The organism is Actinosynnema sp. NPDC002837, assembly GCF_040295345.1.
In the GTDB taxonomy this organism is placed as follows: Bacteria; Actinomycetota; Actinomycetes; order Mycobacteriales; family Pseudonocardiaceae; genus Actinosynnema.
Genome location: NZ_JBEOVG010000046.1, coordinates 19,813 through 45,986, shown reverse-complemented (window position 1 = coordinate 45,986; position 26,174 = coordinate 19,813). Strand labels below are relative to the sequence as shown.

The 26,174-nt window shown below is 71.5% G+C and carries 26 protein-coding genes; 9 read left to right on the top strand and 17 right to left on the bottom strand.

Annotated elements, in window-relative coordinates; translation table 11 throughout:
- Position 1 precedes the first annotated feature (1 nt).
- The 4 genes from ABTZ99_RS27155 to ABTZ99_RS27140 all read right to left on the bottom strand — a co-directional run bounded on the left by ABTZ99_RS27155 (position 2) and on the right by ABTZ99_RS27140 (position 5,417).
- Positions 2-1,432 (bottom strand): sugar ABC transporter permease, encoded by a 1,431-nt coding sequence (locus tag ABTZ99_RS27155; protein ID WP_498774029.1) that lies wholly within the window; start codon positions 1,430-1,432, stop codon positions 2-4.
- 56 nt (positions 1,433-1,488) lie between these two features.
- The gene (locus tag ABTZ99_RS27150) at positions 1,489-2,262 is read right to left on the bottom strand and encodes an ATP-binding cassette domain-containing protein (protein WP_499615081.1); all 774 of its coding nucleotides are present in this window, start codon (positions 2,260-2,262) and stop codon (positions 1,489-1,491) included.
- A gap of 123 nt (positions 2,263-2,385) precedes the next feature.
- Positions 2,386-3,522, bottom strand: a complete 1,137-nt coding sequence (locus tag ABTZ99_RS27145) for a sugar ABC transporter substrate-binding protein (protein WP_498774026.1) — start codon at positions 3,520-3,522, stop codon at positions 2,386-2,388.
- A gap of 179 nt (positions 3,523-3,701) precedes the next feature.
- Positions 3,702-5,417 (bottom strand): DEAD/DEAH box helicase, encoded by a 1,716-nt coding sequence (locus tag ABTZ99_RS27140; protein ID WP_498774024.1) that lies wholly within the window; start codon positions 5,415-5,417, stop codon positions 3,702-3,704.
- A gap of 173 nt (positions 5,418-5,590) precedes the next feature.
- Between ABTZ99_RS27140 and ABTZ99_RS27135 the strand changes: the two genes are divergently transcribed.
- Entirely contained in the window at positions 5,591-6,739 is a 1,149-nt protein-coding gene (locus ABTZ99_RS27135; protein ID WP_498774022.1) for a YihY/virulence factor BrkB family protein, read from the top strand.
- 6 nt (positions 6,740-6,745) lie between these two features.
- On the opposite strand, the gene ABTZ99_RS27130 is transcribed toward ABTZ99_RS27135, so the two are convergent.
- A complete protein-coding gene (locus tag ABTZ99_RS27130; protein WP_141978007.1) occupies positions 6,746-6,994 on the bottom strand; it encodes a DUF3039 domain-containing protein in 249 nt (82 codons plus the stop codon).
- 31 nt (positions 6,995-7,025) lie between these two features.
- On the opposite strand from ABTZ99_RS27130, the gene ABTZ99_RS27125 reads away from it, so the two are divergent.
- Positions 7,026-7,934: a pseudouridine-5'-phosphate glycosidase gene (locus ABTZ99_RS27125; RefSeq protein ID WP_498774020.1), complete on the top strand. Its 909-nt coding sequence runs from the start codon at positions 7,026-7,028 to the stop codon at positions 7,932-7,934.
- Positions 7,935-7,974: 40 nt separating this feature from the next.
- Positions 7,975-8,865 carry a carbohydrate kinase family protein gene (locus tag ABTZ99_RS27120; RefSeq protein ID WP_498774018.1) on the top strand — a complete coding sequence of 297 codons (891 nt, stop codon included), beginning with the start codon at positions 7,975-7,977 and terminating at the stop codon, positions 8,863-8,865.
- On the opposite strand, the gene ABTZ99_RS27115 is transcribed toward ABTZ99_RS27120, so the two are convergent.
- The gene (locus tag ABTZ99_RS27115) at positions 8,847-9,161 is read right to left on the bottom strand and encodes a DUF3099 domain-containing protein (RefSeq protein WP_230566574.1); all 315 of its coding nucleotides are present in this window, start codon (positions 9,159-9,161) and stop codon (positions 8,847-8,849) included. The genes ABTZ99_RS27120 and ABTZ99_RS27115 overlap by 19 nt on opposite strands.
- 118 nt (positions 9,162-9,279) lie before the next feature.
- Here ABTZ99_RS27115 and ABTZ99_RS27110 point away from each other — a divergent pair, with 118 nt between their 5' ends.
- From ABTZ99_RS27110 to ABTZ99_RS27095, 4 genes are all read left to right on the top strand, one after another.
- Positions 9,280-10,773, top strand: coding sequence for a PucR family transcriptional regulator (locus tag ABTZ99_RS27110; protein ID WP_498774016.1), 1,494 nt, complete (start codon positions 9,280-9,282; stop codon positions 10,771-10,773).
- A gap of 339 nt (positions 10,774-11,112) precedes the next feature.
- Positions 11,113-12,600, top strand: coding sequence for a DUF7782 domain-containing protein (locus ABTZ99_RS27105; RefSeq protein WP_499615074.1), 1,488 nt, complete (start codon positions 11,113-11,115; stop codon positions 12,598-12,600).
- Positions 12,597-13,022, top strand: coding sequence for a D-aminoacyl-tRNA deacylase (gene dtd / locus ABTZ99_RS27100; RefSeq protein WP_498774012.1), 426 nt, complete (start codon positions 12,597-12,599; stop codon positions 13,020-13,022). The genes ABTZ99_RS27105 and dtd overlap by 4 nt, the downstream gene beginning before the upstream one ends.
- 202 nt (positions 13,023-13,224) lie before the next feature.
- Positions 13,225-14,217 (top strand): sigma-70 family RNA polymerase sigma factor, encoded by a 993-nt coding sequence (locus ABTZ99_RS27095; protein ID WP_498774010.1) that lies wholly within the window; start codon positions 13,225-13,227, stop codon positions 14,215-14,217.
- Between the two features lie 184 nt (positions 14,218-14,401).
- On the opposite strand, the gene ABTZ99_RS27090 is transcribed toward ABTZ99_RS27095, so the two are convergent.
- Positions 14,402-15,322 (bottom strand): phosphotransferase family protein, encoded by a 921-nt coding sequence (locus ABTZ99_RS27090; RefSeq protein ID WP_498774008.1) that lies wholly within the window; start codon positions 15,320-15,322, stop codon positions 14,402-14,404.
- A gap of 102 nt (positions 15,323-15,424) precedes the next feature.
- Here ABTZ99_RS27090 and ABTZ99_RS27085 point away from each other — a divergent pair, with 102 nt between their 5' ends.
- Complete coding sequence (locus tag ABTZ99_RS27085) at positions 15,425-17,083, top strand: fumarate hydratase (RefSeq protein ID WP_498774094.1); 1,659 nt, start codon at positions 15,425-15,427, stop codon at positions 17,081-17,083.
- A 4-nt stretch (positions 17,084-17,087) separates the two neighbouring features.
- Here ABTZ99_RS27085 and ABTZ99_RS27080 read toward each other — a convergent pair whose 3' ends face one another.
- Together ABTZ99_RS27080 and ABTZ99_RS27075 are read right to left on the bottom strand one after the other, a co-directional pair.
- Positions 17,088-17,276, bottom strand: a complete 189-nt coding sequence (locus ABTZ99_RS27080; RefSeq protein WP_499615071.1) for a DUF397 domain-containing protein — start codon at positions 17,274-17,276, stop codon at positions 17,088-17,090.
- On the bottom strand, positions 17,273-18,121 hold the full coding sequence (locus ABTZ99_RS27075) for a helix-turn-helix domain-containing protein (protein WP_499615068.1): 849 nt from the start codon (positions 18,119-18,121) through the stop codon (positions 17,273-17,275). Before ABTZ99_RS27075 ends, ABTZ99_RS27080 begins: the two co-directional genes overlap by 4 nt.
- 128 nt (positions 18,122-18,249) lie before the next feature.
- Here ABTZ99_RS27075 and ABTZ99_RS27070 point away from each other — a divergent pair, with 128 nt between their 5' ends.
- A complete protein-coding gene (locus tag ABTZ99_RS27070; protein ID WP_498774002.1) occupies positions 18,250-18,483 on the top strand; it encodes a hypothetical protein in 234 nt (77 codons plus the stop codon).
- Between the two features lie 4 nt (positions 18,484-18,487).
- Here the strand turns inward: ABTZ99_RS27070 and ABTZ99_RS27065 are convergent, their stop codons facing one another.
- The 8 genes from ABTZ99_RS27065 to ABTZ99_RS27030 form a co-directional block, all read right to left on the bottom strand.
- Entirely contained in the window at positions 18,488-19,831 is a 1,344-nt protein-coding gene (locus ABTZ99_RS27065) for a jacalin-like lectin (protein ID WP_499615065.1), read from the bottom strand.
- 56 nt (positions 19,832-19,887) lie between these two features.
- On the bottom strand, positions 19,888-20,256 hold the full coding sequence (locus ABTZ99_RS27060; RefSeq protein WP_498773998.1) for a MerR family transcriptional regulator: 369 nt from the start codon (positions 20,254-20,256) through the stop codon (positions 19,888-19,890).
- A gap of 14 nt (positions 20,257-20,270) precedes the next feature.
- The gene (locus tag ABTZ99_RS27055; RefSeq protein WP_499615062.1) at positions 20,271-20,960 is read right to left on the bottom strand and encodes an SDR family NAD(P)-dependent oxidoreductase; all 690 of its coding nucleotides are present in this window, start codon (positions 20,958-20,960) and stop codon (positions 20,271-20,273) included.
- Between the two features lie 36 nt (positions 20,961-20,996).
- Complete coding sequence (locus tag ABTZ99_RS27050; RefSeq protein WP_498773994.1) at positions 20,997-21,515, bottom strand: hypothetical protein; 519 nt, start codon at positions 21,513-21,515, stop codon at positions 20,997-20,999.
- An 88-nt stretch (positions 21,516-21,603) separates the two neighbouring features.
- Complete coding sequence (locus ABTZ99_RS27045) at positions 21,604-22,080, bottom strand: hypothetical protein (RefSeq protein WP_498773992.1); 477 nt, start codon at positions 22,078-22,080, stop codon at positions 21,604-21,606.
- A 192-nt stretch (positions 22,081-22,272) separates the two neighbouring features.
- On the bottom strand, positions 22,273-23,394 hold the full coding sequence (locus ABTZ99_RS27040; protein ID WP_499615060.1) for a hypothetical protein: 1,122 nt from the start codon (positions 23,392-23,394) through the stop codon (positions 22,273-22,275).
- 14 nt (positions 23,395-23,408) lie between these two features.
- Positions 23,409-24,665: a glucarate dehydratase family protein gene (locus tag ABTZ99_RS27035; protein ID WP_498773988.1), complete on the bottom strand. Its 1,257-nt coding sequence runs from the start codon at positions 24,663-24,665 to the stop codon at positions 23,409-23,411.
- Positions 24,662-25,564, bottom strand: a complete 903-nt coding sequence (locus ABTZ99_RS27030; RefSeq protein ID WP_499615057.1) for a 5-dehydro-4-deoxyglucarate dehydratase — start codon at positions 25,562-25,564, stop codon at positions 24,662-24,664. The genes ABTZ99_RS27035 and ABTZ99_RS27030 overlap by 4 nt, the downstream gene beginning before the upstream one ends.
- Positions 25,565-26,174: the final 610 nt, after the last annotated feature.

The following is a 26,174-nucleotide window of genomic DNA, read 5'->3' as shown; positions in this document are numbered from 1 at the left end:
GTCAGCGGACGGCGGACGCCGCCCGGCGGCGGGACAGCGCGTCGACGCTCGCGGCCAGGAGCAGCACCAGGCCGGTCACGATGAACACCACGGCGGCGGGCTGGTCGAGCAGGCCCATGCCGTTCTGGATGATCGCGAGCACCGCGCCACCGATGACCGCGTCGCGCAGCTTGCCCTTGCCGCCGAACAGCGACGTGCCGCCGATCACGGCCGCGCCGACCGCCATCAGCAGCGTGTTGCCGCCACCGGCGTTCGGGTCGACCGAGCCGACCTTCGAGGAGTAGACGATCGCGCCGATGGCCGCCATCGAGGAGGCGATCACGAACACGCTCATCCGGATCTGCGCCACGTTGATGCCGGCGCGGCGGGCCGCTTCCTGGTTGCCGCCGACGGCGTAGACGTGCCGGCCGTAGCGGGTGCGTTCGAGCACGAACGTGCCGATGACCAGCAGCACGAGCACGATCGGCACCACGAACGGCACGCCGGTGATCACCACGAGGTCGCTCTTGGAGCGGTTGAGCGTCAGCGCGTAGGTGGCCACCGCGCCCAGCACGAGGACCGCGCCGACCTTGACCAGCACGATCGGGGTGGGCGACGCGACCAGGCCGCGGCGCAACCTGCTGAAGTGGCGGCCGAGCACGACCGCACCGTAGCCGCCCGCAGCGAGGACGAACAGCGCCCACGAGCCCGCCGTGCTCAGGTTGCCGTTGGCGACGTTGAAGATGATGTCGTCGCGCAGGCCGAGCGTGCCGCCCTCGCCGATGAACTGGAGGATGACGCCGCCCCAGGCCAGGAACAGCGCCAGGGTCACCACGAACGACGGGATGCCGACGCGGGCGACGAGGAAGCCGGTGATGCAGCCGATGGCGGCGCCGACGCAGACGGCCAGCAGCATCTCGACCCACGGGTTGGCGGGCACGCCGATCAGGGCGACGGCCAGTGCCACCACCGACAGGGCGACGCCCGCCCAGATGCGCATGATCCCGGCCAGCACGGCGGCCAGCGCCAGCAGGCCGCAGAAGAGGTAGAAGACGGTGTCGCCCATGCCCCCGAGCAGGTTGCCGCCGTGGATCAGGTGCAGCGCCATCACCGAGGCGGTGACGCCGGACGCGGTGCCCGCGGACAGGTCGATCTCGCCCAGGAGCAGGACGAACACCAGGCCCATGGCGATGATCACGACGCTCGCGCCCTGCGCGAGGAGGTTGGCGATGTTGCCCAGGGTGAGGAAGGTGTCCGCGAGGGAGCTGAACACGATCAGCAGCACGACCACGCCGAGCAGCGCGGGCAGGGAGCCGAGTTCGCCGCCGCGCAGCCGGGCCGCGTAGTCGCGCACCGCCTCGCCGGTGGACTGGGACGTGGTGTCGATGCCGAAGTCGGAGATCGCCGCGCCCTGGGGCGCGTCCGGTGCGGTCTCGCTCGTGGTGTTGGACATGCTGCGTTCCTCGTCGTGGGGAGCTTTGCTGTGCCGGTGTCGATCCGAGGCAGGCATCAGATGATCGCGGTTTCGGGGCGGGCGATGCCCAGGTCCCCGGAGCGGCCGGCGGTGATCAGCTCGACCACCTGGCCGTGGGTGACGTCCTTGGTGTTGACCTCGGCCGCCATCCGGCCCAGGTACAGGCACGCGATGCGGTCCGCGACCTCGAACACGTCGTTCATGTTGTGGCTGATCAGCACGACACCCAGGCCCTGCTCGGCCAGCCGGCGCACCAGGTCGAGGACCTGGCGGGTCTGCGCGACGCCCAGCGCCGCGGTCGGCTCGTCCAGCAGCACGACCTTGCTGTTCCACAGCACGGCCTTGGCGATGGCCACGGTCTGCCGCTGGCCGCCGGACAGCGACGCGACCTGCGTGCGCACCGACTTGACCGTGCGCACCGACAGCGAGGTCAGCGTCTTGCGGGCGGCCTGCTCCATGTCGGCCTCGTCGAGCATGCCCAGCTTGCCGCGTTCCCGGCCGAGGAACATGTTCTGCACGATGTCGAGGTTGTCGCACAGCGCGAGGTCCTGGTAGACGACCTCGATGCCCAGGTGCGCGGCGTCACGCGGGCCGTGGATGTGCACTTCCTCGCCGTCGAACAGGACCTGACCGGAGTCGGTCGGGTGGATGCCCGCGATGCACTTGACCAACGTCGACTTGCCCGCGCCGTTGTCGCCGACGAGGGCGGTCACCTGGCCCGGGTGCACGTCGAAGTCGATGTCGTGCAGGACGTGCACGGGACCGAAGCTCTTGTTGATGCCGCGCAGCTCGAGGATCGGCTCGCTCACTGGAATTCCTCCGTCTAACCCGTCTGAAGGGGTCCAACCCGTTCTCGGGTGCAGCCCCACACGTGGGTGGGCGCGCCGGAACGGGGTGCGTCTGGCACACCCCGCCCCGGCGCGAGCCTTGACTTACTTGATGCCGAGCTCGGTGCAGACGGCGGCCAGGTCGGCGACGCAGACCTCCGACGCCTTGACGAAGCCGGCGTCGATGACGACCTTGACCTTGTCCTTGGTGATCAGCTGCGGCGTGAGCAGCACGGACTTGACCTCACGCTTGCCCGTGGGGTCGTTGACGGACGCGGTGGCGATCTTGTCCGCGGCGGCGGTGTCGTTCTTGGCCAGCGCGGCGGCCAGCTTGGCGGTGGCCTCGGCCTCCTCGTTGATCGGCTTGAACACGGTCATGAACTGGTCGCCGCGCAGGATGGCCTGCAGGCCCTCCGGGGTGGCGTCCTGGCCGGTGACCGGGACCTTGCCGTTCAGGCCGTACTTCTTCAGCACGGTGATGATCGCGCCCGCGAGGCCGTCGTTCGCGGCGACGACGCCGTCCACCTTCTGGCCGTTGCCGGTCAGGATCTGCTCGAAGGTGGTGCCACCGACCTGGTTGTCCCACTTGTCGATCGGCTTCGACTGGACGAGCTTCAGGTCGCCGGCCTCGTACTTGGGCTTGAGGACCTTCTGCTGGCCGTTGTAGAACAGCGTCGCGTTGTTGTCCGTCGGCGCGCCCTCGATCTCGATGATCTCGGCCGGCTTCTTGCCCGGCGCCAGCGCGGCGAGGCCCTCGACGAGGCCCTGGCCCTGCAGCTCGCCGACCTTCTCGTTGTCGAACGAGACGTAGTACTTCGAGCTGCCGCCCAGGTTCAGCCGGTCGTAGTCGATGACCGGGATGCCCTGCGCCTCGGCCTTCTTCGCGACCGTCGCGCCGATCTCGCTGTTCGGCGTGGCGATGATCAGCACCTTGACGCCGGCGTTGATCATGCCGTCGGCGAGCGTGGAGAACTTCTGCACGTCGCCCTGGGCGTTCTGGATGTCCGCCTGGAGGCCCTCGGCCTCCAGCGCCTTCTTCAGGAGCGGCTTGTCGAAGCCCTCCCAGCGCGCGGAGCTGGCGGTCTCGGGGAGGATGACGCCGACCTTCGCGCCGCCCGAGCCGCTGTTCGTGTTGGTGTCCGACGCGGGGGTGTTCCCGCCGGACGTGTTGGCGCCACATGCCGTCATGGCAACGGCGAGGCCGGTGCCAAGGGCGATGAGAGCGAGGCTCTTGCTGCGCATCCGCCATCCCTTTCACGCAGGAGCGTAAATGTTGTGGCGCACAACGTATGCCGGGACAGGCGGTGACCGGAAGCACACTTGACCGGTAAAGTAGGCACGATGCGCTAACGACGAGGTAACCGAACGGACATCTGACTACGTCTAATGCAGTAACCGGTTACGGCAGGTCACAACAAAGGTCACCACGAGCGCAGCGTGGCGATCCGCTCCTCGAGCTGTTCGATGCTGGCCATCGCCGTCGGCGGGCCCCCGCAGTACTCGCGCAGCTGGTTGTGGATCTTGCCGTGCGGCTTCTTCGTGCGGTGGTGGTGCATGGCCACGAGGGTGTTGAGCTCCTTGCGCAGCTGCGCCAGCCGTTCCTGCACGCTCGCCGGGCGGGTCGCGGCCGGTGGCGGCGCCGGCGCGGCGACCTGGCGCTTGCTGGCCTCGACCAGCTGCTTCTCCTGGCGCTGCCGCAGCAGGGCGCGCACCTGGTCGGGCTCCAGCAGGCCCGGCAGCCCCAGGTACTCCTGCTCCTCGTCGCTGCCCGCGAACGCGGCCGTGCCGAACGACGAGCCGTCGTAGATCACCTGGTCGAGCTCGGCGGAGGCGCCCAGCGCGGTGAACGCCTTCTCCTCCTCGCCCGGCTCGTCCTTGGCCTGGTTGGCCTGGGCCAGCAGCTCGTCGTCCCAGCCGTCCTTCTCCCGGTGCGGCTTGCCGAGCACGTGGTCGCGCTGCTGCTCGAGCTCGCTGGCCAGCCCGAGCAGGACCGGCACGCTGGGCAGGAACACGCTGGCCGTCTCGCCCCTGGCCCGCTGCCGCACGAACCGGCCGACGGCCTGGGCGAAGAACAGGGGCGTCGAGGCGCTGGTCGCGTACACGCCGACGGCCAGCCGCGGCACGTCCACGCCTTCGGACACCATGCGGACCGCGATCAGCCAGCGGTCCTGCGAGGCGGCGAACTCGGCGATCCGGCCGGACGCCTTCGGGTCGTCGGACAGCACGAGGGTGGCGTCGTGGCCGGTGGTGCGCTTGAGGATCTCGGCGTAGGCCTTGGCCACGGTCTGGTCGGTGGCGATCACCAGGCCGCCCGCGTCCGGCATGCCGCCCTGGCGCAGCTGGGTCAGGCGCATGTCGGCGGCCTTGAGCACCGACGGCATCCACTCGCCCGTCGGGTCGAGCGCCACCCGCCACGCCCGCGCCGTCTGCTCCTGCGTCAGCGGTTCGCCGAGCCGGGCGGAGAACTCCTCCCCCGCGCTGGTGCGCCACTGGGCCTCGCCCGAGTAGGCGAGGAAGATCACCGGCCGGACGACGCCGTCGCGCAGCGCGTCGGAGTAGCCGTAGGAGTGGTCCGCGCGGCTGCGCTGCACGCCGTCGGGGCCCGGCTCGTAGTTGACGAACGGGATCGGCGAGTCGTCCGAGCGGAACGGCGTTCCGGTCAGGCACATCCGCCGCACCGCTGGCGTGAACGCCTCGCGGATCGCGTCGCCCCACGACTTGGCGTCGCCGCCGTGGTGGATCTCGTCGAGCAGCACGAGCGTCTTGCGGTTCTCCGTGCGCACCCGGTGCAGCATCGGGTGGGCGGCGACCTGGGCGTAGGTCAGCGCGACGCCGTGGTAGTCGCGGGAGGTCATCGCGTTGGTGTTGCGGAAGTTCGAGTCGATCGCGATGCCCGCCTCGGCCGCCGCCTGCGCCCACTGGTGCTTGAGGTGCTCGGTGGGCGTGACGATCGTGACGGCCTCGACCGTGCGGTCGGCCAGCAGCTCGGCGGCGACGCGCAGGCCGAACGTCGTCTTGCCCGCGCCGGGCGTGGCGACGGCCAGGAAGTCCTTGGGCCGGGCGGCGAGGTACTTGGTCAGCGCGCGGCGCTGCCAGGCACGAAGGGGACGGGTCGTGGCGACTTGCGGTTGCGACAACCTCGAACCCTTTCTGCGCTGATCAGCGGCGGTGCCGCGGGACCGTGCGGCGGTGTTGCGGTGGTGGACACGCAAATGCCCTCGGTGCGGGTGACCGTCGAGGGCATCGACAGCCTACCCGCTCCGCCCGCGACGCACGGTCGCCGATGCCGCGAAATCACCCGGCATGCACCATGCTTGATGTTGCGATGGGTTCGCCGAGGGACGAGACAGCACGCAGCGCGGGTCGCAAGGGGCCCCTGCGTCTGTTGGCGCGCACGCTGTCCAAGGCCTGGGACGGCAGCATCTTCTCCGAGGCGGCCGAGGCGGCGTTCTGGCAGGTCCTGTCGTTCCCGCCGCTGCTGCTCGGGCTGCTGGGCAGCCTGGGCTACCTCGGCGACTGGTTCGGGCCCGAGGTCGTCAGCGCGGTCAAGGACCGGATCATCTCCACCTGCCGGACGATCTTCAGCCCGGACGTGGTCAACGGGGTGATCGTGCCCACCGTCGACCAGATCCTCACCACCGGCAAGGGCGAGATCGTCTCGGTCGGGTTCCTGATCTCGCTGTGGGCCGGCTCGTCGGCGATGTCGTCGTTCGTGGACGCGATCACCGCCGCGCACGACCAGTACGGCGTGCGCAACGAGGTGTGGCAGCGGATCTTCGCGCTGCTGCTGTACATGGCGAGCCTGGTGCTGCTGATCATCGGCCTGCCGGTGGTGGCGCTGGGGCCGGACCTGCTGCCGCAGGTGTTCCCGGACTCCTGGCAGCCGACGATCGAGTCGTGGCTGAGCGCGTTCTACTACCCGGGCATGGCGGTGCTGCTGGTGCTGGCGCTGGCGACGCTGTACAAGCTGTCGCTGCCGAACAAGCTGCCGTGGCACCGGCTCGTGCCGGGCGCCGTGCTGGCGATGGCGGTGTTCCTGCTGTCGTCCATCGGGCTGCGGCTCTACATCCGGTGGATCACGACGACCGGGTACACCTACGGGGCGTTGGCGACGCCGATCGCGTTCCTGCTGTTCGCCTACCTGATCGGGCTGGCGATCACGCTGGGCGCGTACTTCAACAGCGCGTTGCAGGAGATGTGGCCGGCGAGGATGACCCGGCGCCAGCGGCGGCGGTGGCAGCGGCTGGAGCTGGAGCGGGTCGCCGAGCGGATCCGCTCGGACGAGGACAAGCGGGCGCGGCCGGGTCCGCCGCCTCCGGCGGAGGTCAGGCACACCGCGCCGTCGCCCGCGGACGCGAACCACACCGTGCCGTTGCCGGTGGAGCGCCGAGCGGCGCGCGAGACGCCGGTGAGCGGGCACGGGTCGGGCCCCGGCGGCTCGACGCCGGGGCCGTCCTAGCGGGTCCTACTCGCCGCCGCCCTTGGGCAGGCCGTCGTAGATCTTCTTGCACTCGGGGCAGACGGGGGAGCCCGGCTTGGGCGACTTCGTCACCGGGAACACCTCGCCGCACAACGCCACCACGTGCGTGCCCATCACCGCGCTTTCCGCGATCTTGGCCTTGCGCACGTAGTGGAACATCTTCGGGGTGTCGTCCCCGGTGTGGTCCGTGCCTTCCGGCCGGGTCTCCACCTCGGGCAGAGTCTGCGTGCTCACGCGAACAGCGTACCTGGGATGATGGCCCCTCGTGAGCAAGCCGAGCGTCACCGAAGAGGTCCGATCCGCCCTGGCCGAGAACCGGCCGGTGGTCGCGTTGGAGAGCACGATCCTGTCCCACGGGCTACCGCCCGGCCGCAACCGCGAGGTCGCCGAACGACTCGAAGGCGTGGTGCGCGCCGCGGGCGCGGTGCCCGCCACGATCGCCGTGCTCGGCGGCGTGCCCAAGATCGGGTTGACCCCCGCCGAGCTCGACTACGTCTGCGACCCGGCCAACGACCTGGTCAAGCTGTCGCGGCGGGACCTGGGCGCGGCGTACGCGCTGAAGCGCGACGGCGCGACGACGGTCGCGAGCACGGCCGCGCTGGCGCACGCCGCCGGCATCGGGGTGTTCGCCACCGGCGGCCTGGGCGGTGTGCACCGGGGCGCGCGCGAGACGTGGGACGTGTCCGCCGACCTGGACGTGCTGGCCACGACGCCGGTGCTGGTGGTGTGCTCGGGCGTGAAGTCGATCCTGGACATGGGCGCGACGCTGGAGCTGCTGGAGACCCGTTCGGTGCCGGTGATCGGCTTCGGCACGGACCGCTTCCCCGCGTTCTACCGGCGGGAGTCGGAGTTCGGCGTGCCGTGGCGGGTCGATTCGGCGTCCGACGCCGCGGCCGTGGTCGCGGCGCACCGCGGGGCGCCCGGCACGGCGGGCGTGCTGCTGGCCAACCCCATCCCGGTCGAGTTCGAGATGGACGCCGACCTGCACGAACGGCTGCTGTCCGAGGGCTTGGAGCTGCTGCGCGAGCGCAACGTGCACGGCAAGGAGGTCACGCCCGTGCTGCTGGAGCACTTCCACACCGCGAGCGGCGGGGTGAGCCTGGACGCCAACGAGGCGCTGGTCGTGTCGAACGCCACCCTGGCCGCGGCGGTGGCCGTGGAGTTGGCGGCGTGAGCGGGCTCGTGGTCCCGACGAGCCTCGGCGAGGTGGCGGCGTGAACGGGATCGTCGTCGTCGGCGACGCCGGGCTGGACGTGGTGGCCCGGCACGCGGGCCCGATCGTGCACGGCGGCGACTCGCGGGCGGCCGTGACCATCGAGCCCGGTGGCGCGGGCGCCAACACGGCGGTGTGGCTGGCCGCGTGCGGCGCGTCGCCGGTGCTGGTGGCGCGGGTCGGCGCGGACTCGGCCGGCCGTCAGGTGCACGCCGAGCTGACGTCGGCGGGGGTGCGGTGCGCGTTCGCCGTGGACCTGGAGGCGGCGACCTGCTGCGTGGTGGTGCTGGTGGACGAGACCGGTCAGCGCAGCATGCTGCCCGACCGGGGCGCGAACGCCCGCTTCTCGCCCGGCGACCTGGACGAGGGGTTGCTGCGGGACGCCTCCCACCTGCACCTTTCCGGGTACGTGCTGCTGGACGCGTCGTCGCGGCCCGCGGGGCTGGCGGTGCTGCGCGCGGCCCGTGAGGCGGGGTTGACCACGTCGGTCGACCCGCAGTCGTCGGCGTTGATCTACGACGGGTTCCTGGACGACATCCGCGGCGTCGACCTGCTGCTGCCCAACACCGAGGAGCTGGTCGCGCTCACCGGGTCGGCGGAGCCGTCGTCGGCCGCGGCGCTGCTGGACGTGGTGGGCGCGGTGGCGTTGACCTCCGGCGCGGACGGCGCGAGCTGGGTGGACTCCCACGGCGTGGTGTCCGTGCCGGCCGAGGACGTCGAGTGCGTGGACTCGACGGGCGCCGGTGACGCGTTCGACGCCGGGTTGCTCACGGCGTGGCTGTCCGGTGCGTCACGCGTGGACGCGCTGCTGGGCGGGGTGCGCGCGGCGGCACGGGCGGTGTCCGCGGTCGGCGCGCAGCCCTCGGGGGCGCGTCAGCCTTCGATGATGTGATGCGGGCGCGCCTCGATGGCGCGGTGCTCCTTGACGAACCGGCTGGCCTTCTCCGCCTTGCGGGGAGGCCGGTCGTTCGCGATCAGCACGGCCATCCACGGCAGCGGCACGGACAGCACGATCAGGGCCAGGGCCAGCCACCAGGTCTGGTAGAAGACCATCGCCAGGATGAGGCACGGGATGCGGGCGCCCATCATGATCGCGTACTTGCGCTTGCGCGCGGCGTGCTGCTCCTCGTAGGAGGGCGCCGCCTCGGTGATGAGCACCGGTGTGCCGTCGCGCTCGGGACTGACCATGCCCCCATCGTCCCACCGCGTGCGCCGGACGGATACCTGCCCGGTGTGTTTTTGCTTGCTGTTCCGCCGGCCCGCCGCAACCGCCGCGCGGGCGTGCCGGTGACCTTAGGATCCCGTTGTGGTCGCCCTTGATCGCCTGGTGGACGTGCTGGGGAGCCTCGGCACGCACCTGAGCTGCGCGCCACGCGGGCGTGACGTGGAGTTGCGCGGGGTGGCGCTGCACGATCCGGCGGAGCACACCACGGCCGCGGCGGACGACGTGCTGCTCGGGTTGGGCGTGCCCTCCCCCGCCGCGGCGGCCCGGTTGGTCGGCGGCACGTCGGCGGCGGCGGTCGTGCTGCACGGCGCGCCGCCGCTGGACGAGCGGGTGCTGGCCGCCGCGAAGAGGTCCGGGGCGGCGGTGCTGCTGGTGGACCCGTCGGTGCCGTGGGGGCAGTTGGCGAACGTCGCGCAGACCCTCGTGCTCGGCGGGCAGGGGTCCGGCGACCTGTTCGCGGTGGCGGACGTCATCGCGGCGGTGGTCGGCGGGCCCGTGACGATCGAGGACCAGCAGTCGCGGGTGCTGGCGTACTCCTACCGCCAGCAGGGCGTCGACCCGGTTCGGGTGCAGACGATCCTGGGCAGGCGGGTGCCGGAGGAGGCCTGGCAGGCCCTGGACGCGTACGGCGTGTTCACCCACCTGGCCCGGTCCGACGAGCCGCTGTTCGTGCCGAAGCTGACCGACCAGCTCGGCGGGCGGCTGGTGGTGGCGGTGCGGGCCGGGCGCGAGCTGCTCGGTTCGGTGTGGGTCGAGGTGGACGACCCGGTGGACGCGGTGCGCGCGGCGGCGCTGGTGGACGGCGCGCGGACGGCGGCGTTGCACCTGCTGCGGGCGCGGGCGTCGGCGGACCTGGAGCGCCAGGCCGAGGCGGACCTGGTGATCGAGGCGTTGGACTCCGGCTCGCCCGCGGGCCTGGCCCGGCTGGGGTTGCCGTCGACCGACCTGCGGGTGATCGCCGTGCAGGCGCACGCCGGTGAGGGCGAGCACGGGGCGGCCCTGCTGGCGTTCTCCCGGGCGACGGCGGGTTTCGGCTGGTCACGGCCTGGGCGGTCGGCGTTGTTCGGCAACGTGCTCTACACCGTGCTGCCGTGCGGGGACGATCCGGCGGTGGCGGTGGACTGGGTGCGCGCGCTCGGGCGCGAGCTGCCCGCGGAGGCCGTCGTGCTGGCCGGGGTGGGTGGCAGGGCGGACGCCGCGTCGCTGCCCGCGTCCCGGGGCGAGGCCGACGAGTGCCTGGCCCTGTCCGAGGGCGAGCCCATCGTGTACGACCAGGCGTGGGCGCGGGTGCTGTTGCGGCGGTTGGCGGCGGTGGCGGAGGCCGGGCGGTTGCCGTCGCGCGGACCGGTGGCCGACCTCGTGCGGCACGACGCCGAGCACGGCACGCAGTACGCCGCGACGTTGCGGGCGTGGTTGGCGGCTCAGGGCGACTCGCGCGAGGCCGCACGGGTGCTGTCGGTGCACCCGAACACGCTGCGCTACCGGATGCAGCGGATGGCGGCGGTGACGTCGCTGCCGCTGGACGACCCCGAGCAGCGGCTGGCCATGGCCATCACGCTGGCGATCACGCCCTGAGCGCCGCCGGCCCGCCGAGCAGCAGGTCCAAGCCGAACTCGAACCGCTCGGCGTCGAGCTGACCTCGGCCGTCGCCGCGGCGCCGGACGTCGTGCCGGCCGGGGTGGAGGCGGCGATCCGGGAGGCGGGTCGCGGCCGGGTCGAGGTGCGGGCGGTCGCCGCTCAGGGCGGCTGGTGGTCGACACGCGGGACCTGAGCGTCCGACTCACCCGCGTGTCGACACTCAGCGCCCGCGCGTCGGACCTTCAGGTCCGGCGTGTCCTGCGTTCGGAACGGGTGGGGTGGGCGTTCGGGTGGGCTGGTCAGGCGGCCGGGGGTGGGGCGCGAGACCATGACGGCGTGCTCCCTGATCTTTCTGCCGACCTGACCACCCGGCTGCGTGAGGCGTTCCGAGCCGCCGACTACGACGCGGACGGGGTGGTCGACGTGCTCGGGCCCCAGGCCCACGCCGCGCTCGGCCGCGGCGAACCCGAGGCCGCCCGGCGGGCCACCCGGGACGCGGGCGCCCTCGGCACCCTGGTCCGGCTGTTCCTGCTCGGCGACACCGAGCCCGAGGCCGCCGTGCGGGCCGCGCTCCCGGACGTCGACCTGGACGCCGCCGTCAAGGCCGAGGTGCTGCGCGGTGACGGCGACGGGCTGCGCGCCGGGCTGGACATCCGCCCCTACGGCGACGACGAGGGCTCCTGGTGGGTCGTCGCCGACCAGGACGCCGACCAGCGCGGCGGGCCCGTCCCGGCCGACCACGTGCTCGGCGTCGGCCACGCGTCCATCAGCCTCGCCCGCGCCACGTCGCGCCGCCAGGTCGACACCCTGCTCGACCTGGGCACCGGCTGCGGCGTCCAGGCCCTGCACGCGAGCAGGCACGCGCGCAGGATCACCGCCACGGACCTGTCGGAGCGCGCGCTCGCCCTGGCCGCGGGCACGTTCCGGCTCAACGAGGTCGACGTCGAGCTCCGCCAGGGCGAGTGGTTCGGCCCCCTGCGCGGCCGGCGGTTCGACCAGGTCGTCTGCAACCCGCCGTTCGTCGTCGGCCCGCCCCGGGTCGACTACACCTACCGCGACTCCGGCCTCGCCGGCGACGACGCCAGCGCCCTGGTCGTGCGCCAGATGCCGTCGTTCCTCAACGAGGGCGGCGTGGGCCAGCTCCTGGCCTCCTGGCTGCACCGCAAGGGCGAGGACTGGGCCGACCGGGTCTCCGCGTGGCTGCCGCGCGGCGGCGTGGACGCCTGGTTCGTGCAGCGCGACGTCGCCGACCCCGCCCTCTACGTCGGCACGTGGCTGCGTGACGCGGGCGTCGACCCGCGCGGCGCCGAAGGCCGGGCCAAGGCCGCCGCCTGGCTGGACTGGTTCGCCGAGAACGAGGTCGAGGGCATCGGGTTCGGCTTCGTCACGCTCCGCCGCACGGACACCGAGCACGCCGAGGTCGTGTGCGAAGACCTCCGCCACGCCTTCGACGACCCGCTGGGCCCCGAGTCCGCCGCCTGGCTGGACCGCGTCGCCTGGCTGCGCGCCACCGACAACGCCCAGCTGCTGGGCACCCGCTTCACCGTGCCCGAGACCGTGCTGCTGGAAGAGGTCTCCTCCCCCACCGACGAGGGCTGGGAGGCGGTCGTGCGCCGCCTGCACCGCGTGGACGGCCCCGGCTGGCAGCACGAGCTGGACGAGACCGCGGCGAAGCTGCTCGCGGGCTTCCGGGGCGCGCTGCCGCTGGAGGACCTGGTCACCCTGCTGGCCTACGCCCACGACCTGGACGCCGACGCGCTCGCCGAGTCGGCCCTCCCGATCGTCCGCGACCTCGTCCGGCACGGCATGGTGGTGCCCGCGTGAGAGCGGTTGTGGCGCGTGTCACAGAGGCGTCGGTCACCGTGGACGACGAGGTCGTGGGGGCGATCGAGGAACCGGGCCTGTTGGTCCTGCTCGGCGTCCACGTGGACGACGACGCCGACAAGGCGCACGTCATGGCCCGAAAGCTCTACGAGCTGCGCGTCCTGAGGGACGAGGAGTCCTGCGCCACGACCGGTGCGCCCCTGCTCGTGGTGAGCCAGTTCACACTCTACGGAGAGACGCGGAAGGGGCGGCGGCCGTCGTGGACCGCCGCCGCACGGCCCGCGCACGCCGAGCCGTTGGTCGCGGAGGTGGTCTCGGAACTGCGCCGGAAGGGCGCCCGAGTACAAACGGGACGGTTCGGCGCGATGATGTCGGTGCGGAGTGTGAACGACGGTCCGTTCACCGTGTTGGTGGAACTCTAGATCCTTCTCAGCCAATCCTCAGGATTCGCGGCGCAACCGCTGTGACGGCAGTGACGTCTTCTGGTCGTGGGAAGCGGGAACCATTTCGCCCCGGTTCGCGTTTCCACCAGTGTCAGACACCGAAAGGTGTGCCGCGCAGCGCAGCGCGGAGTGTGCGACACGACCGCACTGCCAGCCCGCGACACAAGGGGGAGGGAGCTCCATGACCGTCCCGAAGCTCCTCGACCGTCAGGTCGGGAACGAGACGACCACCACGAGCGCCGAGTTGGACCTCGACGCCCAGGGACCCGCCGCAGACCTGGTTCGGGTGTACCTGAACGGGATCGGCAAGACAGCGCTGCTGACCGCGGCGGACGAAGTGGAGCTCGCCAAGCGGATCGAGGCGGGCGTCTTCGCGCAGCACAAGCTGGAGACGCATCCGGAGCTGCCGGAGGACCGCCGGCGGGAACTGCGCGCTTTGATCCGCGATGGCCACGTGGCAAAGAACCACCTTCTCGAAGCGAATCTCCGGTTGGTCGTTTCGCTTGCGAAGCGATACACCGGTCGCGGAATGCCGCTGCTCGATCTGATCCAGGAAGGGAACCTGGGCCTGATCCGCGCGGTGGAGAAGTTCGACTACACCAAGGGCTTCAAGTTCTCGACCTACGCGACCTGGTGGATCCGCCAGGCGATCACGCGGGGAATGGCGGACCAGGGTCGCACGATCCGGCTGCCCGTCCACCTCGTGGAGCAGGTCAACAAGCTCGCCCGGATCAAGCGCGACCTGCACCAGCAGCTGGGCCGTGAGGCGACCAACGAGGAGCTGGCCAAGGAGTCGGGCCTGACGCCGGAGAAGGTCGTCGACCTGCTCGACCACGCCCGCGACCCGGTGAGCCTGGACATGCCGGTCGGCACCGAGGAGGACGCCCCGCTGGGCGACTTCATCGAGGACTCCGACGCCACGGACGCGGAGAGCGCGGTCATCTCGGGGCTGCTGCAGGACGACCTGCGCCGGGTGCTGGCCACGTTGGACCCGCGCGAGCAGGCGGTGATCCGGCTGCGCTACGGCCTGGAGGACGGCCAGCCGCGCACGCTGGACCAGATCGGCAAGCAGTTCGGCCTGTCGCGGGAGCGGGTGCGGCAGATCGAGCGGGAGGTCATGTCGAAGCTGCGGCAGGGCGAGCGGGCCGCCAAGCTGCGGGCCTACGCGAGCTGAGCTGACGCGATACAGCGACGATTCAGGGGTCGGTCACCGCTGCGCGGGATTGACTTGTGACGCCAGTCACGGCACGGTCGTGCGTTACACGAGCCAAGCGACACCTCCGCCCCATTGCGCGGAGGTGCTCGCACGCTGAGGAAGGTCGGGGCGGTCGGGGGCCGGCCCGGCCTTCCGCATTTCTCTACAGTTCCAGGTACTCCGCGAGCTTCTCGCGGAAGAACCGCACGTGCGCCTCGCGTTCCTCGCCGGCATAACCGCGCGGCACGCCCTCCACGATCATCACCAGGCACAGGTACGCGCGGTAGAGCGCGATCCGGGTCTCCTCGGCCCCGCTGAACCCCGCGTAGCCGTAACCGGCCTTGAAGTCGTCGTCCAGGTCGGTGAACAGCGCCAGCGTCGCGATCTCCGCCAACGGGTCGCCGAACAACGCCCGTTCCGGGTCGATGATCCCCTCGACGTGGCCGTCGGCGAGGAAGATGTTCGCCTCCCACAGGTCGAAGTGCACCAGCACCGGCTCGGTGACCTCGTCCAGCAGGTGCGCGCGAGCCTCGACCGCCGGTCGCACGTCGGGCAGCTCCACGCCGAACCGGTCCGCGTCGGCCAGCACCGCGTCCACCATCTTCGTGAACGCCTCGCGCCACGTCGCCGCGTTCGGCCCCTGCGCGTAGCCGAACACGTCACCCCGGATGGTGTGCAGCTCGCGGACGATCGCGCCCAGCTCACGGCGCAGCGCACCGTGCTCGGCGTCGGTCAGCCGGGGACGCGCGGCCGACCACGGTTCGCCCTTGAGCGCCGTCATCAGCAGGAAGTCGTCTTCGTGGAGCAGCACCTCCGGCACGGGCAGGCCGCGTGCCGCCATCAGCCCGAACGCCAACGCCTCCGTGCGCATCAGGTCCCGCTCGTAGGTGAGCAGCGGCACGTCCGGCGGTGGCGCGACCTTCAGCACGGTCTCTCGACCGTCGGCCGCGGTGAGCCGGTACGCGGTGTTGAACATGCCGTCGGTCAGCTCGACGTGCGCGGCGAGCGGGACGCCGAGGGCCCGGCGGACCAACGCGTCGAGGGCGGCGGCGGAGAGCCGGCGCTTGGTGAGGCTGTCGACCACGACGCGAATCACACCACGTCGTGCGGACTCGGGAGCGCGATCGGTATAAGTTCGGCGGAACCCGAAGCGCGCAAGGGAGCCCGCGACGTGACCTCGTCGAACCTGTTGGGACCGACGTTCCAGTACACCGACGTCCTGCCGCTGGCCAAGGACAACCACACCGAGTACCGGCTCGTGACGCCGGACGGGGTGTCGGTCGTCGAGGCCGCCGGCCGGACGTTCCTCCAGGTCGAGCCCTCGGCGTTGACGCTGCTGGCCAAGGAGGCGATCCGGGACATCCAGCACCTGCTGAGGCCCTCGCACCTGGCCCAGCTGCGCGCGATCGTGGACGACCCCGAGGCCAGCGGCAACGACCGGTTCGTCGCGATGGACCTGCTGCGCAACGCGTGCATCTCGGCCGGCGGCGTGCTGCCCATGTGCCAGGACACCGGCACCGCCATCGTGATGGGCAAGCGCACCGAGTCCGTGCTCACCGGCGGGACCGACGAAGAGGCCCTGTCGCGCGGCATCTTCGAGGCCTACCAAGAGCTGAACCTCCGGTACTCGCAGATGGCGCCGGTCACCTTCTGGGACGAGAAGAACACCGGCACCAACCTGCCCGCGCAGATCGACCTGTTCACCGCGCCCGGCGTCGAGCCGAAGTACGAGTTCCTGTTCATGGCCAAGGGCGGCGGTTCGGCCAACAAGACGTTCCTGTACCAGGAGACGAAGGCGCTGCTGAACCCCTCGCGGCTGGCCAAGTTCCTGGACGAGAAGCTGCGCTCGCTCGGCACGGCCGCGTGCCCGCCGTACCACCTCGCCGTGGTCGTCGGCGGTCTGTCGGCCGAGCAGAACCTGAAGGTCGCCAAGCTCGCGTCCGCCCGCTACCTCGACGGCCTGCCCACCGAGGGCTCCGCCGCGGGCCACGCGTTCCGGGACGTCGACCTGGAGCAGCAGGTGCTGGAGCTGACCCGGAACTTCGGCATCGGCGCCCAGTTCGGCGGCAAGTACTTCTGCCACGACGTGCGCGTGATCCGGCTGCCCCGGCACGGCGCGTCCTGCCCGGTCGGCATCGCGGTGTCGTGCTCGGCGGACCGGCAGGCCAAGGCGAAGATCACCCCCGAGGGCATCTTCCTGGAGCAGCTGGAACGCGACCCGGCGCACTTCCTGCCCGACGTGACCGGCGAGAACCTGTCCGACGAGGTCGTGAACATCGACCTGACCCGGCCGATGGCGGAGATCCGCGCGACGCTGTCGGCGTTGCCGGTGAAGACGCGCGTGTCGTTGACCGGCCCGTTGGTGGTGGCGCGGGACATCGCGCACGCCAAGATCAAGGAGCGGCTGGACGCGGGCGAGCCGATGCCGCAGTACCTCAAGGACCACCCGGTGTACTACGCCGGACCGGCCAAGACGCCCGAGGGTTACGCCTCCGGGTCGTTCGGGCCGACGACGGCCGGTCGGATGGACTCCTACGTCGAGCAGTTCCAGGCCGCCGGCGGGTCGCTGGTGATGCTGGCCAAGGGCAACCGCTCCAAGCAGGTGACGTCCGCGTGCGCCACGCACGGCGGGTTCTACCTGGGCTCGATCGGCGGCCCGGCCGCGCGGCTGGCCCAGGACTGCATCCGCAAGGTCGAGGTGCTGGAGTACCCCGAGCTGGGCATGGAAGCGGTCTGGAAGATCGAGGTGGAGGACTTCCCGGCGTTCGTCGTGGTGGACGACAAGGGCAACGACTTCTTCGCCGAGACCTCCGCCCCGACCCTCCAGATCTCGTTCCGGAAGTAGCCCTCTACAGGTCGAAGACGCCGAGCTTGGCGCCGCGCGTGAAGAAGTCCCACTCGCTGTGGGTGAAGCGCTGTGGGACTTCTTCAGGCCGGTTGCTGTTGCGGACGAGCACCTCGTCGGCCGTGCGCATGACCTCGACGCAGTTGTCGCCGCCGCCGCTGAACTTCGTCCACTCGCCGGGCTTCAGGGTCATGTGGTCTCCTCCGTGATCCGGGTCAGGAGTTCGCGGCTTTCCTCCACCCCCAACGCCTTCGCCCGGGTGTAGTCGAACCACCGGCTCGTCTTCTCCAGCTGGTCGACCCCGTCCACGAACTGGGCACCGTACGGTGTGTCGACGCTGATCAGCGACGGCAGCTTCTCGGGCAGCCGGAACAAGGTCAGCGTAGTACCGGTCAACGCGTGGGCCCCGGCCCCTTGCGGCATCACCTGCACCACGACGTTGTCCAGCCCGGTCAGGGCGAGCACGTGCTTGAGCTGGTCGCGCATGACCTCCGGGCCGCCGACGTTGGCCCGGAACGCCGGCTCCGCGATCACCGCCCACAACCGCAGCGGCGGCTCGCGGTCGGTCAGCAGCGCTCGTCGTTCCATGCGCAGTCGGAGGTTCTTCTCCAGGACCTCGCCATCGAGGCCGATCCCGGTCATCAGCGTGCGGGCGTACTCCTCGGTCTGGAGCACGGCCGGGATCAGCTCGAACGACGAGTAGAGGGCCTCGGTGGCGATCGCCTCCACGTCCAGGATGCGGCGCAGCCAGGGCTGGATCGTGCCGCCGATCTTGCTCTTGGGCCGACGGCGGTGCGCCTCGGAGTTGAGCGCGAGCAGGTCCTCGCGGGTCGCCTCGTCGGCTCCGTAGAGGTCCAGGAGCTTCTCCAGCTCGGCCTGCTTGACGCCGCTGATCGCGTTCTCGATGTTGCTGATCTTGGTCATCGTGCAGTGCAGGACCTCGCCCACCTTCTCCCGGGGCACGCCCGCCTCTTCGCGCATGCGGCGCAGCGTGGTGCCGATCTGGATGCGGGCGGCGCTGCGGTGTGGGCTGGTCATCGCTCTCCTCGATCATCACCCGATCGGGACTTGTGCACATCCTGTACGTACGAGATAGTCGTCCCAAATTCAGAGAGTATACAACCACATGCGGGGAGTGAGTGCGAATGGGGTCGCGTTTCCACCAGGTGAGCTTGATCGAGACGTCCGGGACCGGGGTGTACTTCCGGACGGTCGCGCGGGAGCTCGTCGACGAGAAGGAGGACCTGCACGCGTGGATGACCCGGGTGCTGCTGGCGCACCGGTGCGACCTGGGCCTCTACGTCGGCGAGACGGGCACGATCGTCGCGGACGAGGACCAGGTCGACGCGGACCTGTGGCTGGCGTGGGACGGGGTGGCGTCCTTCGCGACCGCCGAGTGAGGGGTCAGCGGGTGTAGACCACGCCGAGCCGGTCGACCTCGGCCCCGGAACGGCCCGTGAAGCCGGCGATGTGCCAGCCCGCGGGCGCGGTGAAGGTGACCTGGTCGGCGGTGGGCGTGCCGGCGGTGACGGTTCGGCCGAGGGTGGTGGTGATGCGGACGGAGAAGACCCGGGTGCGGCCGTCGCGCTGACCTCGGGTGAGCGTGGCCGTCGTCAGGTGCTCGCCGGGCTGGAGGGTGAGCGTGGTCGGCGTGCCGCCGGTGCCGCCGTGCGCGAGCGCGGTGCCGTCGGCGAGCGTGAGGCCGATGCGGTCGAGGCGTGCGCCGCCGCTCAGCGTCACCTCGCGCACCGTCGTGCCGGAGCGGATGGCCTCTACGTCGGTGAACGGCGTGCCGTGCGGGCCGCCGAACTCCTCGCTCAGGCGCAGGTGGTCGGCGAGCCGCCAGGAGAAGCCGACGGCGTGCGGGTAGTGGTCGGACAGCGGTTCGCCGTCCGGGTCGAGGAAGGAGGCGTGGTCGTTGCGGTAGGCGGTGGCGGTGAGGTCGACGTGGGCGTTGTCGCGGTAGAAGACCTTGTCCACGACCTCGCACGTGTCGGTGACGTTCGCCGGGTCGCACACCAGCGCGGGCGCCCCGAGGGCGGGTTCGACGCCTCCCCGGACGCGCTCCACCCAGGCGTCGGTGAGGCCGTTGGCGCGGACGAGGTCGCGGATGTTGTCGCCGGTGCGGGTGTAGCGGGTGTTGGTGTCGCCCATGATGATCACCGCGTTGCCGGCGGAGTTCCGGGCTACGTACTGGGACAGCTGGGTGATGTTCGCGCGGCGGGCGGCCAGGTCGGCGTCCGTGCTGCCGGCGTTGGCATGGACGTTGTAGAGGTCGACGTGGACGCCTTCGGCCAGGTGGAGGCGGGCGTAGGTGAAGCCCTTGGGCGTGAGGCAGTCCGTGCCGTTGCACTTGTCCCACTTCACCCGCGTGAAGTCGCTGTACGGGTAGGCCGAGAGGGTGTTCAGGCCGTCGCCGAACGGCACTCCCCCGCTGGTGGGCGTGCGGTGCGGGTGGTTGTCGGCGGCGTACAGGGCGGCGTGGTAGTTGAAGTCCTCTTGGACGTTGACCACCCCGTAGTCCCGGATGCGTGCGCCGATGAGCGGCGTGTTCTCGGCCGGGTCGGACCCGGAGAGCGGTTCCGGAAGGCCGGCGACGTTGTACGTCAGCACGGAGAACTGCCCGGCGGTGTCGGCGGACGTGGCGGTGTCGGCGGACGCGGGGGTGGTCAGCGCGGTGGCGGTCAGCGCGGGGGTGGCGGTCGTCGCGAGCACGACGGCGAGCACCAGGCCGAGAGGTCGTCTCACGTCATCGGAGTCTGGCGGCCCCGCCGTCCGACCGGAAGCCGTGACGCGAAAGTTTCTCAGGTATTCACCCGCTCGGCCGCCCGCGCCCGCCGCACGCCGTCCGCGAGGTGGTCGCGCACCTCGATCAGCGCGTCGATCCGGCTGGTCAGCACGGCGAGCCTGCGTTCGGCGACCGCGACCAGCTCCGGGGCCGGCTCGGCGTTCGCCACGTCGCCGTGCAGGCAGTGCCGGAAGTGGGCGACGTCCTCCAGCGTGAGGCCGTGGTCGAGCAGGTAGCGGATGGCTCGCACGCGGGCGACCGCGTCGGGACCGTAGCGGCGGTACCCGTTGGACGCGCGTTCGGAGTCGAGGAGGCCTTGCTCCTCGTAGAACCGCAGCGCCCGCGTGGAGGTGCCGGTGGCCCGTGCCAGTTCGCCGATCCGCACCCGTCGCAGGGTAGTCACCCGACCAGCGCGCCGCCGTCGACGGGCAGCACCACACCGGTCGTGTACGCGGCTTCGGGTCGGGCGAGTTGGATCACCCAGAACGCGACCTCGTCCGGCTGCCCGACCCGGCCCAGCGGCACGTGGGCGATCAGCGCTGCGCGCCGTGCCTCGTCGTGCTGCATCGGCGTCGCGATCGGACCCGGCGCGACGGCCACCACCCGCACGCCGCGCGGCGCGTACTGCACGGCCCAGCTCCTGGTCAGGGAGTCCAGCGCCGACTTCAGCGCCGCGTACAGCTCACCGCCGGGCATCGGCCAGCCGCGCTGACCGATGGCCGTGCTGACGTTGACCACGACGCCGCGCGTGTCCTCCAGGTGCGGCAGGGCCGCCTCGACCAGGCGGATCGGGGCGACCAGGTTGGTGGCGACCATCGCGTCGCCCGGGGGGACGGCGGCGTTGTTGACCAGCACGTCGAGCCGGCCGAACTCGGCGACGGCGGCGTCGACCACCCGTTCGGCGGCGGAGACGTCGGCGGTGAACGGGCGGATCCCGGGGTGGTCGGCGGCGGTCTCGGCCAAGGTCTCGGCGGTCCGTCCGACGGCGAGCACGGACGCGCCCTGTGCGGCGAACCCGCGTGCGACGGCACGTCCGATCCCCGTGCCCGCGCCCGTCACGACCACTGCCTTGCCGGTGAAGATCGTCATGGGGACCGAACGTAGAGCTTCACGTCCGCGTGAAGGTCAAGCCCGGTCCTGGCGGGCCTCCAGGACGAGGCGGCGTGAGCCGAGGGGCGCGTCGAGGGTGACGTTCAGCGGCACGTCGCGCAGTTCCTGCGTGCACTGGACGCCCTCGGGCGGCGGGTAGTAGGTCGTGACGAGGGTGATCGACACCTGGTCGCCGGACTGGGCGGTCACCTCGGCGCTCGCCGTCCGGCAGCCGCCCGCGACGCCGACGACCTGGACCGTGCGGCCGTCCGCCGACGTCCACGCCTGCCGCTTGTAGTGGTCGGGCAGCGTGCCGCCGTCGACCTGGGTGGCCGACACCTCGGTCGGCCCGCCGGCCAGCGGCGCGGCGCTGGTCTGCGGCGGCGGTGCGGTCGGTTGGGCGTCGGCGGTGGATGACAACGTTGTCGGGGCAGACGACGAACCCGTCGTGGTGACCGTGGTGGACGACCCGCCGGGCGGGGCGGTGTCGGTGGTGGTGCTGCACCCCGCGAGCGCGAGCAGGGAGAAGGCGACGGCGACCTTGACGTTCCTCATAGCTGGAGGACGGTACTCGGGGTCGTGAGGTTGCAAAGCGGGCGATGCCCGGCCGACCGGGGGCAGGCCGACCGGGCACCGGAGGGGATTACTTCTGGTCCTGCCGGGTGCTCAGGACGACCGTGCGGTCACCGAGCGGCGCGTCGAGCTTCGCGGTCAGCGGCGGGTAGCGGATGTCCATCGTGCAGACCGGCTGGTCGAGCGGGGTGGTCTCGACCAGCACCACCTTCACCACCTGGGCGTTCTGCTCGGCGATCTCGACGCTCGCCTTGCCGCAGCCGGCTTCCTGGGCGATGACGCCGAGCACGCTGCCGTCACCCTCGGTCCAGGTGGTGGTGGGGTTGCCCTCGGGGACGGCGGCCGCGTCGATCCGGTTCTCGGGCACTTCCTGGCCGCCCGGCGGCACGGGGCTCTCGAACTCCGGCTCCTCGACGCTGGGCGAGGTGGGTTCGGCCGAGGTGGTCAACGTCGGCCCGTTGCCCGGACCGACGGGCGTGGACGTTGCGCAGGCGGCGAGCACGACCAGCAGCACACCCGCGCCGATAGCGGTTCCAAGGCTTCTCATGCCCCAAGGACGGACCAACCCACCCCGCGGGTTGCCCACCCTTCTTCACAGTTACCCGATCCAGTGAACCCGCGCGCCGAACCTCCAGGTCCCGCGTGTCGAACCCTCAGGACCCCCTGAATTCAACGCTCAGCGCCCTGGATGACCGACGTGAGCGTTGAACTCGGGGTACCTGAACGTTCGACACGCGGGTCAGCGGAGGGCTTGGTCGAGGCCCGTGATGGCGTGGCGGAGGGCGGCCAGGCGGGGTTCGGAGGCCAGGCCCGCGTGGTAGAGGTGGAACTCCTGGACGCCGGCCTCCGCGTAGGCCAGCCACTCCTTCAGCAGCTCGTCGCCGTCCGCCGGCTTCGGCGGCAGGGCCAGCACGTACGCGGCAGTGCGCACGTCGGTCTCCGCGCGCAAGGCGCGGATCGCGGGCAGCGACGCGTCCACGCCCGGCCAGCACGTCAACGTCAGCACGTCGACGTCGGCGTCGACGCCCCCGGCCACCGTGGCGAACGGCCCGGTGCCCCACGGGTCGGCCGTCGCGTGCGCGGCGATGCGCGTGCCCGGCGACGTCGACCTGATCAACCCCACGAGGTCGCGCCGCAGCGAACGGGAGATCTCCGTGCGCACCGCGCGCACGTCGGCAGTCCGATCCCCCAACGCCTCGTCCACGCTGCCGACACCGTTGTCGACCCCAGCGCGGACCAGCGCGCGCAACCCCTCCGGGTCGTCATAACGCCGCGCGCAAGCCCCGCAGAAGCACAGCGACAGCAGCTTCTGCTGCACGGCCGACCAGTCCGCGCCGTCGGTCTTCTCGTGGTGCCCGCCGTGGAAGAACCCCAGCGGCCCGCACGCCTCCAGCACGATCCCGTCCGGCCGCCCGAGCGAGAGCACCTCGGACACCAGCGTCCGGGCGTACTCGACCACGTCGTCGTTCGACGGGCACAGCGCGTACGGGTACAGGTCACCGAAAGCGTTACGCACCGCCACGTCCGGATGAGCGTCACCCAGCCGGCTGCTGTGCGTCAGCACGGTCCACGCGTACACCGGCAACCCGGCCGCCCGCAGGGCGTCCGAAGCCTCGGTGTAGGAGTCCGAACCGCCCATCCACGACGGTTCGGCGGGCACCAACCGCTTGTCCCGCCACGCCTCCTCCCGCACGGGCAGGTAGAACGCCGCGTGCCGCGCGTCCACCATCCGGTGCGATGGGTGGAACGGCGTCGCGGCCCGCACCGTGTGGTAGGACGCGGCGAGGGCCACCGCGTCCACCCCCAACGACGCGACCCGTTCGACGGCGGACGGGTCCCCCACGACATCCCAGGGGTACAAGTGCGCAACGGTGGTCACCACCGGGGGCGCTTCCTCTCGTAAGACGGGTCGTGCTCCTGCATGTAACCGGTGTCGTCGCGCTGCACGAGGCCGCACGTCCGGTAGTTCTCCGCGAGCCGGGCCAACGCGTCGCGGTCCAGCTCGACGCCCAGCCCCGGCGCGGTCGGCACCGGGATGGCGCCGTCCACGAACGTGAACGGCGTGGTGATCACGTCGTCCGCGACGTTCCACGGGTAGTGCGTGTCGCACGCGTAGTTCAGGTTCGGCGTGGACGCGGCGAGGTGCGTCATCGCGGCCAGGCTGATGCCCAGGTGCGAGTTGGAGTGCATGGACAGGCCGATGCCGAACGTCCGGCAGATCCCGGCCAGCTCCTTGGACCGCGACAGGCCGCCCCAGTAGTGGTGGTCGGACAGGATGACCTGCACCGCGTCCACCTCCACCGACCGGGCGATGTGCTCGAACGCGATCACGCACATGTTCGTCGCCAACGGCATCGGCGCGCGGGCCGCGACCTCCGCCATCCCGTCGATCTCCGGCGCGGGGTCCTCCAGGTACTCGACCACGCCGTCGAGCTCCTCGGCGACCTTCAGCGACGTCTCCGGCGTCCACGCCGCGTTGGGGTCCAGCCGCAGCGGGTGGTCGGGGAACGCCTCGCGCAGCGCGTGGATCGCCTCGATCTCCTGCTCGGGCGGGAACACGCCGCCCTTGAGCTTGATCGAGCCGAACCCGTGCCGCTCGATCAGCAGCCGGGCCTGTTCCACGATGCCCGCCGGGTCGAGCGCCTCGCCGAACTCGTCCGGCTCCGCGCCGGGGTGGCCCGCCCACTTGTAGAACAGGTACGCGCTGTACGGCACGGCGTCGCGCACGGCGCCGCCGAGCAGGTCGCTCACCGGGCGGCCGAGGGCCTTGCCGCGGATGTCCCAGCACGCCACCTCGAACGGCGAGAACACCCGGTCCACAGTGGACTCGACGGTCAGCGGCCCGGTCAGCCCGTGCCGGTCCGACCCCGCCTCGCCGCCGAGCGCCGCCGCGATCCGGGAGTGCATGTCGTTCAGCGCGTGCACGTCCAGGCCGACCAGCGCGGGCGCGGCCGTGCGCATCCGGGTGAGGTGGCCGATGTCGCCGTAGCTCTCGCCGAGCCCGGAGATCCCCTCGTCGGTGTGCACCTCCACGATGGTGCGCAGCGCCCACGGCTCGTGCACGCCCACCGAGTTCAGCAGGGGCGGGTCGCGGAAGGCGACGGGGGTGATGGTGATGTCGGTGATCTTCATTCGGCCAGGCTCCGACCGGCCGCGACGACCTTCTCCAGCTCCGCCACGTGCTCGGGCGTCGGGTCGAGCAGCGGCGCGCGGACGCCGCCCACGTCGAGCCCGGTGGCCCGCACGGCCGCCTTCACCAGTGACACGGCGTAGCCGGGCACCTTGTCGCGCAACTCGACCAGCGGCTTGTAGAACTCCAGCAGGTACCGGTTGACCAACGCGTCGTCACCACTGCGCACCGCGTGGTAGAAGCCGAGCGAGATCTCCGGCGCGAAGCAGAACACCGCGGACGAGTACAGGTCCACGCCGATGCCCCGGTACGCGGGCACGGTCAGCTCCGCGGTCGGCAGGCCGTTGAAGAACTGGAACGGCTTGTCGACACCCGAGCGCACCGCGAGCACGATGCGGTGCAGCAGGTCGATGTCCCCGAGCCCGTCCTTGAACCCGACCACGGTCGGCAGCGACGCGACCTCCACCGCCGTCTCCGGCGTGAACACCGCGTTGTTGCGCTGGTAGACGATCAGCGACAGGTCCGACGCGCCCGCCACCTCCGTCACGTACCTGACCAGGCCCTTCGGCGGGTTGGTCACCAGGTACGGCGGCAGCAGCAGCAAACCGTCCGCACCGACCCGTTCGGCGGCGCGCGCGATCAGCTTGGCCGTCGGCAGCGGGCCGCCGACACCCGAGAACACCGGCACCCGCCCGGCGGTCGCCTCGACCGCGACGGCCACCGCCCGCTCGACCTCCGACGGCTCCAACGCGTGGAACTCGCCCGTGCCGCAGGCGATGAACACGCCGCCCGCGCCCGCCGCCACCCCTCGTTCGACGTGCTCGGCCAGCACGTCCTCCGCGAGCGCGCCGTCCGCGTCGAACGGCGTCACCGGGAAGAACAGCACCCCATCCAGTTGCATACCCAGACCTTCATCCCTTGATCGCTCCCGTGGTGATCCCACGCAGGAAGGACTTTTGCGTTTCCTCGCGCGGCAGCGCGCAGGCGGCGAGCGCACTGGCGGCGAAGTGGAGCAGCAGGGGCACCATCGGCGCTGATGAGCGAGTCCCCGCCGACGTGACAATGGTTCGGGTGTGGTTCCGTGGGGCGACCCCGAGGTCGGGATCGCCCCACGGGGTGGGCCGCGACGGCACCGCCGCCACTGGCCGTCGCACCCACGTCCAAGGCGGTGTCCACCGGTGTCACCGGGACACCCTGAGCGAATGGACGGTCCGAGTCCAGGAGTTGCGCAACCCGGGCCGTTCGCGGGAGTTCACCGGTTCGGCGGATGCCGTCGTTCCGGCGGGGTCTGCCTCGACGCCGAGCCGTGCGCCGGGAGACTTGGTGCGGACCTCGGGCGACCTCGCCGCGCGGCGCGTTCGAGCCGAGGGCGGCGCGTGGCGGTGCGCCGCTCCGTCGGACGGCCGGTAGCCGCAGGTCGGGTGCGTGATCGGACCCGCAACGGTCACTACAGCGACGGCCGTGGCGCACCGGCGGGAGAGTGTCATGGACGGCGACTCCTGTTCACGGCC

Bases quoted from the DNA above. Each gene is read 5' to 3' on its own strand.
- ABTZ99_RS27075 (WP_499615068.1), bottom strand. From the start codon at position 18,121: ATGACCAGCCCACACCGCAGCGCCGCCCGCATCCAGATCGGCACCACG.
- ABTZ99_RS27095 (WP_498774010.1), top strand. From the start codon at position 13,225: ATGACCGTCCCGAAGCTCCTCGACCGTCAGGTCGGGAACGAGACGACC.
- ABTZ99_RS27145 (WP_498774026.1), bottom strand. From the start codon at position 3,522: ATGCGCAGCAAGAGCCTCGCTCTCATCGCCCTTGGCACCGGCCTCGCC.
- ABTZ99_RS27155 (WP_498774029.1), bottom strand. From the start codon at position 1,432: ATGTCCAACACCACGAGCGAGACCGCACCGGACGCGCCCCAGGGCGCG.
- ABTZ99_RS27135 (WP_498774022.1), top strand. From the start codon at position 5,591: ATGCTTGATGTTGCGATGGGTTCGCCGAGGGACGAGACAGCACGCAGC.
- ABTZ99_RS27035 (WP_498773988.1), bottom strand. From the start codon at position 24,665: ATGAAGATCACCGACATCACCATCACCCCCGTCGCCTTCCGCGACCCG.
- ABTZ99_RS27080 (WP_499615071.1), bottom strand. From the start codon at position 17,276: ATGACCCTGAAGCCCGGCGAGTGGACGAAGTTCAGCGGCGGCGGCGAC.
- ABTZ99_RS27045 (WP_498773992.1), bottom strand. From the start codon at position 22,080: ATGAGAAGCCTTGGAACCGCTATCGGCGCGGGTGTGCTGCTGGTCGTG.
- ABTZ99_RS27050 (WP_498773994.1), bottom strand. From the start codon at position 21,515: ATGAGGAACGTCAAGGTCGCCGTCGCCTTCTCCCTGCTCGCGCTCGCG.
- ABTZ99_RS27055 (WP_499615062.1), bottom strand. From the start codon at position 20,960: ATGACGATCTTCACCGGCAAGGCAGTGGTCGTGACGGGCGCGGGCACG.
- ABTZ99_RS27115 (WP_230566574.1), bottom strand. From the start codon at position 9,161: ATGGTCAGTCCCGAGCGCGACGGCACACCGGTGCTCATCACCGAGGCG.
- ABTZ99_RS27030 (WP_499615057.1), bottom strand. From the start codon at position 25,564: ATGCAACTGGATGGGGTGCTGTTCTTCCCGGTGACGCCGTTCGACGCG.